The organism is Neorhizobium petrolearium, assembly GCF_017873175.1.
GTDB lineage: Bacteria > Pseudomonadota > Alphaproteobacteria > Rhizobiales > Rhizobiaceae > Neorhizobium > Neorhizobium petrolearium.
On record NZ_JAGGJW010000010.1, the window covers coordinates 246,712 to 259,103 of the forward strand.

11 protein-coding genes are annotated in these 12,392 nt (G+C 62.4%); 6 read left to right on the forward strand and 5 right to left on the reverse strand.

The features are described 5' to 3' along the window. Positions 1 to 19 precede the first annotated feature (19 nt). Positions 20 to 517 carry a TIGR02444 family protein gene (locus tag J2046_RS20240; RefSeq protein ID WP_210054942.1) on the forward strand — a complete coding sequence of 166 codons (498 nt, stop codon included), beginning with the start codon at positions 20 to 22 and terminating at the stop codon, positions 515 to 517. Positions 518 to 551: 34 nt separating this feature from the next. Here J2046_RS20240 and J2046_RS20245 read toward each other — a convergent pair whose 3' ends face one another. The 4 genes from J2046_RS20245 to J2046_RS20260 form a co-directional block, all read right to left on the reverse strand. Then, complete coding sequence (locus tag J2046_RS20245; RefSeq protein WP_210054944.1) at positions 552 to 1,136, reverse strand: UbiX family flavin prenyltransferase; 585 nt, start codon at positions 1,134 to 1,136, stop codon at positions 552 to 554. 22 nt (positions 1,137 to 1,158) lie between these two features. Next, positions 1,159 to 1,842 (reverse strand): GntR family transcriptional regulator, encoded by a 684-nt coding sequence (locus J2046_RS20250; RefSeq protein ID WP_210054946.1) that lies wholly within the window; start codon positions 1,840 to 1,842, stop codon positions 1,159 to 1,161. Positions 1,843 to 1,970: 128 nt separating this feature from the next. After that, complete coding sequence (locus J2046_RS20255) at positions 1,971 to 4,271, reverse strand: xanthine dehydrogenase family protein molybdopterin-binding subunit (protein ID WP_233470147.1); 2,301 nt, start codon at positions 4,269 to 4,271, stop codon at positions 1,971 to 1,973. A gap of 101 nt (positions 4,272 to 4,372) precedes the next feature. Then, positions 4,373 to 6,022 carry a UbiD family decarboxylase gene (locus J2046_RS20260; protein ID WP_210054948.1) on the reverse strand — a complete coding sequence of 550 codons (1,650 nt, stop codon included), beginning with the start codon at positions 6,020 to 6,022 and terminating at the stop codon, positions 4,373 to 4,375. 258 nt (positions 6,023 to 6,280) lie between these two features. Between J2046_RS20260 and J2046_RS20265 the strand changes: the two genes are divergently transcribed. Genes J2046_RS20265 through J2046_RS20285 form a run of 5 tightly spaced genes read left to right on the forward strand, consistent with a single transcriptional unit; the run spans position 6,281 to position 11,702 of the window. Then, positions 6,281 to 8,713 (forward strand): xanthine dehydrogenase family protein molybdopterin-binding subunit, encoded by a 2,433-nt coding sequence (locus J2046_RS20265; protein WP_210054950.1) that lies wholly within the window; start codon positions 6,281 to 6,283, stop codon positions 8,711 to 8,713. A 15-nt stretch (positions 8,714 to 8,728) separates the two neighbouring features. Then, positions 8,729 to 9,664: an ABC transporter substrate-binding protein gene (locus tag J2046_RS20270; protein ID WP_210054952.1), complete on the forward strand. Its 936-nt coding sequence runs from the start codon at positions 8,729 to 8,731 to the stop codon at positions 9,662 to 9,664. A gap of 21 nt (positions 9,665 to 9,685) precedes the next feature. After that, positions 9,686 to 10,354, forward strand: a complete 669-nt coding sequence (locus tag J2046_RS20275) for an SRPBCC family protein (protein ID WP_210054954.1) — start codon at positions 9,686 to 9,688, stop codon at positions 10,352 to 10,354. 22 nt (positions 10,355 to 10,376) lie between these two features. Next, positions 10,377 to 10,868 carry a (2Fe-2S)-binding protein gene (locus J2046_RS20280; protein WP_210054956.1) on the forward strand — a complete coding sequence of 164 codons (492 nt, stop codon included), beginning with the start codon at positions 10,377 to 10,379 and terminating at the stop codon, positions 10,866 to 10,868. 18 nt (positions 10,869 to 10,886) lie between these two features. Next, entirely contained in the window at positions 10,887 to 11,702 is an 816-nt protein-coding gene (locus J2046_RS20285; protein WP_210054958.1) for an FAD binding domain-containing protein, read from the forward strand. A gap of 124 nt (positions 11,703 to 11,826) precedes the next feature. On the opposite strand, the gene J2046_RS20290 is transcribed toward J2046_RS20285, so the two are convergent. Further along, positions 11,827 to 12,324: a MarR family winged helix-turn-helix transcriptional regulator gene (locus J2046_RS20290; RefSeq protein WP_210054959.1), complete on the reverse strand. Its 498-nt coding sequence runs from the start codon at positions 12,322 to 12,324 to the stop codon at positions 11,827 to 11,829. Positions 12,325 to 12,392: the final 68 nt, after the last annotated feature.

Sequence of the window (12,392 nt, forward strand, 5' to 3'; positions counted from 1 at the left end):
CCGGAAAGGGAAGGGCGAAATGAGTGACGATCGAATGGGACTGTGGGATTTTGCTCTACGCCTCTATGTCTCGCCGGGCGTGGGCGATGCCTGTCTGACCTTGCAGGACGAAAGCGGCGTCGACGTGCCGGTGCTTCTCTTTTCCGCCTGGCTTGCGAAGCATTCCGCGGCGCTGACGGATGCGGAACTTGCGCGCATCGACGAACGTGTCGCGGATTGGCGGAACGAGGTGGTGAGGCCACTGCGTGACATCCGCCGTCGATTGAAGGGTGGGCCGCATCCTGCACCGACGAAGGAAACCGAGGCATTGCGCAACGAGGTGAAAGGCGTCGAGCTCGGTTCGGAAAAGATCGAACTGGCGGTGCTTGAGGCGGAAGGAGAGGCACTGATTGCTGCAGGCTCGGGTGACGCCAGCGGAAACCTCGCACGTGTGCTGTGGCATTTCCGAGGGTCGGAACCGGACGCGAAGGCGACCGAGGCTCTTGGAATTGTCGAAAAGGCGCTGGCCGGCCTCTAAGCCGGCATCCGTAACCTGATGGCCATCCGGGACATCAATGTTGGCCCGGTGAGCCGGGGCCATCCTTCCAGCGCTTGACCATCGGCAGGTGGATGTCGAAGAGGTCGAGCGCACGACCAACGGTCTGGGTCACCATCTCATCGATAGAGGCCGGCTTGGAATAGAAGGCCGGTACCGGTGGCATGATGATCGCGCCATTCCGCGTCGCTTGGTCCATCAGCGCGATATGACCGGCATGCAGCGGCGTTTCGCGAAAGAGCAGCACGACACGGCGGCGTTCCTTGAGACAGACGTCCGCGGCGCGGACGATCAATTCGTCATTGTAGCAGTTGGCAATGCCGCTCAACGTCTTCACCGAGCAGGGCGCGATCAGCATGCCAGCCGTGCGAAACGAGCCGGAGGAGACCGCCGCGCCGATGTCCTTGTAGTTATAGAGTACGTCGGCAAGCCCCTTGATCTCGTCTGCACTCATGTCGATCTCGTCGGTCGCCGTACGAAAGGCGGACGGCGAGATCACCGCATGGGTTTCGATATCCTCGACTTGTCTCAGCAGTTGAAGCGCTCGGACGCCATAAATGACCCCGGAGGCTCCGGTAATGGCAACGATGATACGGCGCATGGTATTTTATCCTAAACGGTTATCAGACCCCGTCGGCAGTCCGGAAAGCGGAGATCGCCGAATTGGCCACATGCTTTTCGGCAGCAGCCTTGGCGGCGGCCTTGTCGCGCTTGACGATCGCTGCGACGATGGTGTCGATCTCGCTGATGCTCTGGCTCTGGCGCTCCGGGCGCACCACCGAGCGGCGGCGCAGCGGCGAGGTCATCAGCGTCAGCTTCTTCAGCAGATCGAAGGCGATCGGATTGCGGGCACCGGTGCAGATCCGGTCGTAGAAATCGCGCTTGGCGGCGACGATCTCCTCAGCGTTACTGCCCCTGTAGGCCTTCTTCAGCACCTCGCTTTGTGCCTTCAGCGCCTGAACCTCGTCATCCGGGGCGTTTTCGATGAACTGTTCCACGATCAGCGGCTCCAGCACGCCGCGGATGCGGTAGATGTTTTCCGCATCCGAGCGGGTGACGGCGGCAACAGTGAGGCCCCGGTTGTTGAGGTCGGTCAGAATGCCTTCGGCCTGGAGCTGGCGCAGCGCCTCACGGAGCGAAGTGCGGCTGACATTGAGCCTCTCGCAGAGATCCTTCTCCACGAGACGGGTACCGGGCTCCAGTGCACCGGTTTCGATCGCCCGCCGCAGGGAATTCATGATCTTGTTCCGCAGGGGGGCGGGCTCGTGAACGAGCGGGTTGAGAGGCTCTGCAAGCGGATTTGCCATATGTCTCCTCGAAGGCGGCGGCGTTCAAACCAATGTGATCACAAGTCTGTCATACAAACAAACTCGCGCGCCGTCACCTCTCCGTCAAGTCGATATTTCCAACAAGATATATCGGGGCATGGCGCTGACTAATCCATATGTTGCATTTGCAGGCAGCGCCAGACCCGTTCGGGTGTTGCGGGCATATCGATATGCCTGACACCCAGCGGATGGAGTGCATCGGCGACGGCGCTGATCACTGCTGAGAGAGCGCCGACCGTACCTGCTTCGCCGGCGCCTTTGACGCCGAGCGGGTTCTGTTTGGTCGGAACCGAAAACCCGGCAATCTCCACGCCCGCCATGTCGCTGGCATGCGGCATGGCATAATCCATGAAGGTGGCAGACAGAAGCTGACCGGAATTCGGGTCGTAGATGGCGTTCTCCATCAGCGCCTGGCCGAGCCCCTGCGCGACGCCGCCGGTAATCTGACCTTTGACAAGCAGCGGATTGACCATGAGTCCGACATCGTCGACGACGCAATAGCTGGCGAGCTCGACCTGTCCGGTTTCCGGATCGATCTCGACTTCGCAGATATGGCAGCCGTTCGGGAAGGTGGCGCCTTCGTTGCTCACGAAGTTTTCCACCGAAAGAGGCACTGATTCGCCGGCTATCACCTCGGCGAAGGAAATCGCTCGGTCGGTGCCGGCGATACGGTATTCCCCGCTTTCGAAGAGGATATCCGCCTTGTCCGCCTCCAGTTGCTCGGCCGCCTGATCTTTCAGCTTTTCGATGATCGTGTCGGCAGCGGTCCAGATAGCGCCGCCGGCCGCGGCCAGCGTACGCGAGCCGAATGTGCCGGTACCTTGCGGCACCTCATGGGTGTCGCCGGTGACGATTTCCATATCTTGCGTATCAAGTCCCAGCCGGTCGGCGATGACCTGCCGGAAGGCCGTATCATGGCCCTGGCCGCTGTCCATCGAACCAACATGGATGCGAACCTTGCCATTCGGCGCGATTTCCACGCGGGCGAATTCCGGATTGGGCTTGGCGGCCGGGCCACCGGCGATCTCGATCGGATTGGCAATGCCGATGCCGCGCAGTTTTCCGCGCGCCTTGGCCCCCATCCGACGCGCTTCGAAGCCGCTCCAATCGGCCATTTCGAGCGCCTTGTCGAGCACGCCGGGGAAGTCACCCGAATCATAAGTGAAGATGAAGCCGCTCGAATATGGCATGGCTTCCTTCGGCACGAGGTTGCGGCGGCGCAGTTCCGCCCGGTCGATGCCCATCTCGTAGGCCGCAAGATCGATCATCCGCTCGATGATATAGGTCGCTTCCGGCCGGCCAGCTCCACGATAAGGCGCCGTCTGCTGGGTATTGGTAAAGACACCGTCGACCTTGGCATGGATATTCGGCGTGCGGTAGACGCCGGCAAGGCCGCCGAGATTGGCGACCGGTGGGTGCACGGTCGCCGGCCCCAGATAGGCGCCGAGATTGGCACGCACATGCACATCGAGGCCTAAGAATTTCCCGTCGGCGTCGAGAGCCAGCGCAGCATCGGCCCACATGTCGCGGGCGTGCGCGTCGGACTGGAAGGATTCAAGCCGGTCGGCTGCCCAGCGAATCGTGCGGCCGGTCCGTTTTGCCGCCCAGAGGAGCGCCGGATATTCGGGATAACCGGCATTCTTCATGCCGAACGAACCGCCGCAATCGGACGCGACCACATGCACCTTGTCCGGTGAAACGCCGAGAACCGGCGCCACATCACCGGAAATGCGATGCGGCGCCTGCGTTCCGAGCTCGAGCCTGTAAAGACCGGCGGCATCGTCGTAAGAGGCGATTGCACCGCGCGTCTCGATTGGCGCGGCGGTGACGCGGGAAATTCTCAACCGCTGGCGGACCACCGTATGGGCGGAAGCGATGGCAGCGCTCACGCCCGCCTTGTCGCCTGTTTCGAAGGTGAAGCAGCGATTATCGGGGAATTCATCCCAGACGAGCGGCGCGTCCGGAGAGACGGATTCCAGCGGGTCGATTACCACTGGCCGCTCTTCTATTTCGACCGTCACGGCTTCGGCGGCTGCAAGTGCTGCTTCCTTCGTCTCGGCGACGACCATGGCAACGGGGTCGCCGACGTAACGGACGGCATCGGCGGCGAGCGGATAGAAGACCGGCACTCGCATTTCGCCGTCATCGGGGCCAGGATGCTTGCCCCTCGGCTGGATCGGCTGAAGGCCTGCCGCCTTCAGGTCCGCGCCGGTGAAGATACCGAGAACCTCAGGCATGTCGATCGCTGCTTCCGTATCGACCGAGACGATCCGGCCGGATGCGGCCTGCGACCTGACGAAGACGGCCATTGACTCGCCCTTGGGCGCGAGGTCGTTCATATAGCGCCCGCGTCCTGTAATCAGCGCGTCATCCTCGAACCGCAATTGCGACTGGCCGATCTTCAACATGACTCCTCCCGAAAACGGAATGCTTTGACTATCGATGGACGGATTCTCGAAAACGATAGCGGCCCGGACGACGTCTGAACCATCCGCGCCGCCGCGTTTCGTCAGCCCTTCTTGTCGGCCTTCGGGTTTTCGACGTCGCGGGCGGGCGTCTCCGGCTTCATGCCGCCTTTGCGGCGGGCGAGCGTGTTCTCGCCGGTCTTGCGCCAGTCCCCGGCGACCGCATCGTCGGCAAACCGGGTCCAGAGGTCGCTCCAGTCGCCCAGCGAATAGCCATGCCATGGCGGCTGCGGTGTGAGGCGAGGAAGCTGCAGGTCTTCCCAGATCTGTCGCGCCTTGACCATGTAGGGCTCGGCTGGAAGGGCGAGCGGAGGCATTGGCGCCTTCAGCGTCGCATCGATCAGCATCGTACCCTCGGCGCTCTTCGAGCCGGATTTCGGCCCATGACCGCCGGAGCGGTAGGGCGTGATATGCACGTCGTCGATCATGTTGGCGCGATAGGCGAGCGACCAGAAGACGGCATCCGCGTTGCGGCTGTCGATATCGTCGGAAACCGCGATGACGATCTTGCCGCATTGCGCCTGCAGCGTCGCAGCCCCCTGGAGGCCTCGCCAGATTTCCGATTGCGGCGCAGAGCGGTCGAATTCCAGGAAGATGACCTTGCGGATATTGGTGAGCGGCTCGTGCATCACGACGCGCTTGATGCCCTTGATGTTCAGCACCTTCTTCAGGTGATTGAGGAAGAGCGGTTCGTAGGCTACGCGCTTCAGGACGCTCGATTCGCTCGGCGTCACCTGGCTGACGATCGAGACGAGGACCGGCTTCTTCTTGCGGGTGATCGCCGTCACCTGCATCGACATGTTGAAGTCTTCGAGCGCCACATGGCCGTGGCTTTCGCCGAACGGACCCTCCGGCTCCAGGAGCACGGGATCGATCAGGCCTTCGATGACGATTTCCGCATCGGCCGGCACTTCGAGGTCGATCGTCTTGCACTTGACGATGCGGATCGGCTCGCCGATCAGGCCGCCGGCAACCCCCAGTTCGTCCTGGTCGATCGGCAGTTTCTGCGGGCCGGTGAAGAGCACGGCCGGCGCGCAGCCGATGACGATGGCGCAGGGCATCGGCTTGCCCATCTTCTGGTATTTCAGCCAGTGCTGGTAGCCGCCGGCACCGGAGAGGCGGCTCGCCATGCGCACGCCGAGCCGGTCCTCCGCCTTCAGCGCCGCACGGTAGGTGCCCATGTTGCGGATGCCGTTTTCCGGGTCGCGGGTGACGCAGAGGGTGGCGGTGAAATAGGGGGCGCTATCGAAGCCCGGTGTCGAGATCGGTACGGGCAGGGAGCCGAGGCCTTTGCCTTCCCGCTTCAATTCGTCGCCGGTGACGACGACTTCCTGGCAAGGCGCTTCCGTGACCATGACCGGATCGATCGGATGTTCCATGGCGTTGACCCAGACATCGCCGATTTCGTCTTCGGAGACGCCGAGGCCTGCCGCATAGATTGCCGGCGAAGCGGCCAGCACACCGACGGCGACGGGAATATCATACTTCTCGCCCTTGGCGCCCTTCACATCCGTAAACAGGAAGCCGCGGCGCTGCTCGTCCGGCAGGCCGCCCTGAAACTGCCAGCGAGCAAGCGGATGCAGTTCACTGTCCTTGTCGATCGGCACCTGGATCCTGGTAAGGAGGCCGAGGGCCTCCAGCCGCCGCAGGTGTTCCTGCAGGTCGAGCGGCGCCTTCCGCGCGAAAGTCGTCATCTAAGTTTCACTCCCAAACCTGCGCCGGCATCCGTTCGAGAGAGAACGGAAAAGCAGGCGTCATTCCTTAACTGAAGGCATCGAGCCGGATGAGGCAATCACCCTCAGGTCGAAAGGGCGATCTTTTCGATTGCATTATCCTGCCATATTGTCATACATTAATACGAAGAGCAACAACATCTCGCAGAGCGGGGTGAGAGCTCGGAGACATGTCGGCGGAAGGGAGAAACCGCCGTGATTTCAAAGAGAAGAGGTTTCATGAACAGGCCGTTCAAGACCGCCGCGTCCGAGATGATCGTGCATCCGCTGAAGCAACCGAAGCCGAATTCGGCAGAGCTTTCGCCCGAAATGAAGCTGGTGCAGGAGGCGCTGTTCAAGCATGTCGGCAAGCCGATTCCCCGCAAGGAAGACGGTCGCCTGATCACCGGCAAGGGCCGCTTCTCCGACGACTTCTCGCTGCCCGGACAGACCTGTGCGGCGATCGTGCGCTCGCCCTATCCGCATGCCCGCATCCTCGGCATCGACAAGACGGAAGCTTTGGCGAGCGAGGGCGTGCTCCTGGTCCTGACCGGTAAGGACATTCTTGCCGACGATATCAAGCCGATCCCCCACAATCCCATTCCGTCCACCAATTTCGACATGAAACTGAGGGCGAAGGACGGCAGCCCGGCATTTACCGGACCGCATTACCTTCTTCCTGCGGACAAGGCCCGGTTTGTCGGTGAGGCCGTGGCGATCGTCGTGGCGGAGACTGCCGCCAAGGCCGCCGACGGTGCCGAAAAGGTTCTCATCGACTGGGAAGAACTGCCCTATGTCACCGATACCGCCAAGGCCGCTGAGCCGGGCGCGCCGACCATCTGGGACGAGGTGCCGGACAATGTCTTCATCGACACGACCTTCGGCGATGTCGAAGGCACGAACGCCGCCTTTGCGGAGGCCGACCATGTCGTAAAAGCGGAATTCCATATCCACCGCGTCACCGGCGTCACCATGGAGCCGCGTTCCTCGCTCGGCTCCTACGATCCGGAGACGAAGCGTTACACGCTTTATGCCGGCAGCGGCGGCGCCGTGCGGCAGAAGAACGAGCTTTCCAAGGTGCTCGGTATCGAGCCGAAGGATCTGCGCGTGCTTTCCTTCGACGTCGGCGGCAATTTCGGCACCCGCAACCGCGTCTATGTGGAATTCGGCCTGGTTCTCTGGGCGTCCGCCAAGATCGGTCGGCCGGTGAAATATACTGCGACCCGTTCGGAATCCTTCCTCACCGATTATCAGGGCCGCGACCTCGTGACCAAGGTGGAGTTGGCCATCCGCAAGGACGGCAAGTTTCTCGCCATGCGCGCCGACAACCTTTCGAATGTCGGTGGTCGGGCCGTGTCGCTGTCGCCGCTCAGCAAGGGCTCGGGCCTCATTACCGGTTCCTATGACATTCCCTATGCGACCTTGCGTGCCCGCGCCGTCTTCTCCAACACGATGTGCACCCAGGCCTATCGAAGCTCAGGCCGGCCGGAAGTGACCTTCGCGATCGAACGCCTGGTAGAGCTTGCCGCAGACCAGCTCGGTTTCGACAAGCTGGAACTGCGCCGTAAGAACCTCATCCCGCCGTCCGCCATGCCCTATACCAATGCGGTCGGCTCGGTTTACGACAGCGGCGAATACGAGAAGAACATGGACCGCGCGCTCGAGCTCTCCGACTGGGCGTCGTTCGAGGCCCGCAAGGCGGAAGCCGCGGCGCGCGGCAAGCTGCTCGGTCGCGGTTTCGCCAACTATGTCGAATCCTCGATCGGCACGCCGAAGGAGCGCGCAGAGATCGAGATCAAGGACGACGGCACCATCGAAGTCATCATCGGCACCCAGCCGAGCGGCCAAGGCCATGAGACGAGCTTTGCCCAGGTCGTGGCCGACATGATCCAGGTTCCGGTCGAAAAGGTGTGGATCGTGCTCGGCGACACCGATATCGTCAGTGTCGGCGGCGGCTCGCATTCCGGCCGCTCCATGCGCCATGCCGGTACGGTCATGGCCATGGCTTCCGCCGATCTTCTGGCAGAAGGAAGGAAGCGCGCCGCCGATCTGTTCGGCTCGACGTCTGACCGGATCGATTTCGAAGGCGGCGTCTTCAAGCTCCGCAACTCTAACCAGACGATCGACATTTTCGAGCTCGGCCGCCGCACGCGCGCCTCCCATGGCAAGTTGCGCGTCGTCAAGGACAACGAAATGCACACGCCGGTCTTCCCGAACGGTGCCGCTGTCTGCGAGGTCGAGATCGACCGCGACACCGGCTATGTGCAGATCGTCCGCTATACGACGATCGACGATGTCGGCCGCTGCATCAACCCGCTGATTGTCCACGGCCAGACCCATGGCGGCATCGCCCAGGGCGTCGGTCAGGCCATGTGGGAACTCTGTGCGATCGATCCCAACAGCGGGCAACCGCTCGCCGGCTCGTTCATGGACTACGGCCTGCCTCGCTCCGACACCATGCCGAGCTTCAAATGCGAAATTGCCGAAGTGATTTCGCCGACCAATCCGCTCGGTATCAAGGCGGGCGGCGAGGGTGGCACCACGCCGGCGCTCGCGACTGTCGTCAACGCCGTGGTCGATGCGCTTTCGGAATTCGGCGTCAAGGACATCCAGATGCCCGTCACGCCGGCCAATGTCTGGCGCGCCATGAATAGCGGACGCAAGGCGTCCTGAGGAGGAATTTATCTTATGAGTGATTTGCAGACCGTCCGCGTCATCGCATTCCCGGGCGCGCCGAACCTGCCGACCTTTGCGGCAATCGCACAGGGCTTCTTTGTGGAAGAAGGCCTGAATGTCGAAGTCTCGCTGACCCCGAGCTCGGTCGCCCAGGCGGAGAAGACCGCCGCCGGCGAGTTCGATATCGTCTTTACCGCCTTCGACAATGTCGTTGCCTACGGCGAAGGCCAGGGTGCGACGACGGAGGGTGTCAACCCGGACTATGTCGTGCTGATGGGGGCCACACAGCTGGAGCTCGCGATTGTCACCGCGCCCGAGGTCAAGACCTACGAGGATCTCAAGGGACGCTCGATCGCGCTCGATGCTCTGACCACCGGCTTTGCCTTCGTGCTCTTCGAGATGATGGCCCGCAGCGGCCTTAGCCGCGACGACGTCGCCTTCGCCGCCGTTGGCGCCACCCCGCAGCGCTGGCAGTCGGTCAAGGCCGGCGAACACGCCGCGACGCTGACGATCGAGCCCTTCACCAGCATCGCCAGACGTTCCGGCTTCAACGTGCTCGACGTCTCCTCGAACCATTTCGACAGCTACCAGGGCGGTGTGATCGCCGCCCGCCGCGCCTATACCAACGAAAATCCGGAACCAGTGAAAGCTTTCATTCGTGCCTATCTGAAGGGGCTCGAATGGACGCTTAACCCAGCCAACCGTGAAGCCGGTGCCGCCCTGCTGCAGGCCAAGATGCCGGATATCCAGCCGGCGGCGGTCCCTTCGATCATGGCAAGTCTGCTTTCGCCGCGCTCGGGTCTCACTCCGGGCGCAAAGATCCTGCCCGAAGGCATGAGGGCCGTCTTGGACCTTCGCTCCCGCTACGGATCGGGAAACACACCGCTGACCGATATTTCCAAATATCTTGACCTCTCGTTCTACGAATCGGTCAGAGGCAGCAAATGACGGACGGGGAGGAGTGAACCTATGGATCTCAAGGGCGAATATCGCATCGCCGCGCCGCGCGAGCACGTCTGGGCGCTGATCAACGATCCGGCCGTGCTGAAGGCCTGCATTCCCGGCTGCGAAAGCCTGGAGGGCACGCCGGAGACCGGTTTTGCGGCCCGCGTTACCACGAAGATCGGCCCGGTGAAGGCGACGTTTGCCGGCGAGGTGACGCTGTCGAACGTGACAGCGCCGGAAAGCCTGACGATCTCGGGTGAGGGCAAGGGCGGGGTCGCCGGCTTCGCCAAGGGCGGCGCCGATGTGCATCTCGCCGAAGATGGCGTGGAGACCGTGCTTACCTATCTCGCCAAGGCGCAGGTCGGCGGCAAGCTCGCCCAGCTCGGATCGAGGCTCATTGATTCCACGGCAAAAAAACTCGCCGACGAGTTCTTTGAAAAGCTTGCAGCACGCGCCGTCATGGTTGATCATGCAACCGATGCCGGTGTAGCGGAGGCTATTGCGACGGCGGCTGTTGCCGCGCCTGTCATGTCAGCTGCAGCACCGGCACCCATCCCACCTGCGGCTCCCGAGGCTGCCGGACCGGTTGTTGCACCCGCAGCGCCGGCCGGGCAGCGTGCGAGCCGTTTGCCCTATATTATCGCCGGCGTCGTTGCTGTCGCCGTCATCGTTGTCGCGGCGCTTGCCGCCTGAGTCTTTTTGAGAGGAGGGGCTCATGTCCCGCATCACCATTACCGTCAACGGCAAGCCGGAGACACGAGAGGTCGAGGACCGCACGCTGCTCGTGCAGTTCATCCGCGAGCATTTGGGGCTGACCGGCACCCATGTCGGCTGCGACACTACCCAGTGCGGTGCCTGCACGATCCATCTCGACGGAAAGGCCGTGAAGAGCTGTACGGTTCTCGCCGTCGCCGCCGATGGCTCGGAAGTGATGACCATTGAAGGTCTTGCCAAAGGTGGCAAGCTGCATCCGGTGCAGCAGGCCTTCCACGAACATCATGGCCTGCAGTGCGGTTATTGCACGCCCGGCATGATCATGGCCTCGGTCGACATGATCCGCCGCCATGACGGCATGCTCGACGAACACACCGTCCGCCACGAACTGGAAGGCAATCTCTGCCGCTGCACCGGCTACCACAACATCGTCAAGGCGGTGCTGGATGCCGCCGAGAAGCATCGCGCGGCGCATGCCGTCGCGGCCGAATAAGCGGGAGGGGACAGGGCCATGTACGCAACGACCTACCACAAGCCGAAGACGCTTTCCGAAGCCATCGACCTTTACGAGAATTCCGAAGAGCCGTCTTACCTCTCCGGAGGCCATACGCTGATCCCGACGCTGAAGAGCCGGCTTGCCGCGCCGCAGCACCTGATCGACGTGCGCGCCATTCCGGAACTTTCCGGCATCGAAGTGACGGCCGACAAGGTCATCATCGGCTCGGCCACCAGGCATGCGGTCGTCGCCGCCTCGAAGGAGGTCAAGGCCGCCATTCCGGCACTGGCCGGCCTTGCCGGCTCGATCGGAGACGTGCAGGTGCGCCATATGGGCACGATCGGCGGTTCGACCGCCAACAACGACCCGGCCGCCGACTATCCTTCGGCCGTGCTGTCGCTCGACGCGATCGTCCACACCGACCGTCGCTCCATCCCGGCCGCCGACTATTTCCAGGGCCTCTACACGACGGCGCTGGAGCCAGGCGAAATCCTCGTCCGCGTCGAGTTCAAGATCCCGGAAGTCGCCGGCTATGCGAAATTTCGCAATCCGGCCTCGCGCTATTCGATGGCGGCCGCCTTCGTATCGAAGCACCGGGACGGGCATGTCCGCGTAGCGATCACGGGTGCTGGCAACGAAGGCGTGTTCCGCTGGACTGAGGCCGAAGAGAGGCTCGATGAGAGCCTCACAGTCGAGGCTTTGGAAGGCCTGGCCATCGATCCGTCGCAGATGATGGGCGACATGCATGCACCGGCCAATTATCGCGCACATCTGGTGGCCGTGATGACCCGCCGCGCGGTGCAGAACCTCGGCGGCACGCATATTCTCTGAAGCAGATCTCTCAAGATCGCGCAGGCTGGCGAGGGAGACTTCGCCGGCCTTTTCAATTCCAACGATGCGGATTTCAATCTGTGGCGTCAGTCTGGAGCGGACGCGCACATATTGGGCACAGTCGTCAAAAATCTCGCTCTGCCCCAAGCGCGGCGGCGATCCGGCCGAGTACGGCGATAAGCACAGCCTTGTCCTCGCCTGCAATCTCATCAAGGCGGCGGTCATGGGCTTCGGCGATGACATGCAACCGTTCCTGCATTTGCAGTCCTTCCTTCGTCAGCCGGACGCTGTAGCTGCGCTGGTCTTCCGGATTTTCGCGCCGTTCGATCAATCCCCGCGTCACCAGCCCCTTAAGACTCGACGTCAGCGTAGACCGGTCGCGCCCGCAGATTCGGCTGAGTTCCGACGGCGTCATGCTTTCCTTCTCCGCAAGCACCGTCAACAGCGAGTACCAGCCGGGTTTCAGGTCCGCCTTCCCGGCCGCCCTGGCAAAGGCCTGGAAAGACGCCTCCTGGGCCACGCGCAGGTGGTAACCAACGAGATTCTGGAAAATGGCAGGAATGAGATCCTTGTTCTCTGCCGGCATCTCCCCAACCTGCCGTTCCGATGATTTCACTGACATTGTCCGTCCTCCGTCACCGAAATCTATCAGGAACCAGGAGCACAGCAAACTCGCCGGATATCGAAACT

What these genes read in the sequence shown, in the direction of transcription:
- J2046_RS20250 (WP_210054946.1), bottom strand. Translation starts at nt 1,842, where the DNA reads ATGGCAAATCCGCTTGCAGAGCCTCTCAACCCGCTCGTTCACGAGCCC.
- J2046_RS20260 (WP_210054948.1), bottom strand. Translation starts at nt 6,022, where the DNA reads ATGACGACTTTCGCGCGGAAGGCGCCGCTCGACCTGCAGGAACACCTG.
- J2046_RS20255 (WP_233470147.1), bottom strand. Translation starts at nt 4,271, where the DNA reads ATGTTGAAGATCGGCCAGTCGCAATTGCGGTTCGAGGATGACGCGCTG.
- J2046_RS20275 (WP_210054954.1), top strand. Translation starts at nt 9,686, where the DNA reads ATGGATCTCAAGGGCGAATATCGCATCGCCGCGCCGCGCGAGCACGTC.
- J2046_RS20245 (WP_210054944.1), bottom strand. Translation starts at nt 1,136, where the DNA reads ATGCGCCGTATCATCGTTGCCATTACCGGAGCCTCCGGGGTCATTTAT.
- J2046_RS20280 (WP_210054956.1), top strand. Translation starts at nt 10,377, where the DNA reads ATGTCCCGCATCACCATTACCGTCAACGGCAAGCCGGAGACACGAGAG.
- J2046_RS20270 (WP_210054952.1), top strand. Translation starts at nt 8,729, where the DNA reads ATGAGTGATTTGCAGACCGTCCGCGTCATCGCATTCCCGGGCGCGCCG.
- J2046_RS20265 (WP_210054950.1), top strand. Translation starts at nt 6,281, where the DNA reads ATGAACAGGCCGTTCAAGACCGCCGCGTCCGAGATGATCGTGCATCCG.
- J2046_RS20290 (WP_210054959.1), bottom strand. Translation starts at nt 12,324, where the DNA reads ATGTCAGTGAAATCATCGGAACGGCAGGTTGGGGAGATGCCGGCAGAG.
- J2046_RS20240 (WP_210054942.1), top strand. Translation starts at nt 20, where the DNA reads ATGAGTGACGATCGAATGGGACTGTGGGATTTTGCTCTACGCCTCTAT.
- J2046_RS20285 (WP_210054958.1), top strand. Translation starts at nt 10,887, where the DNA reads ATGTACGCAACGACCTACCACAAGCCGAAGACGCTTTCCGAAGCCATC.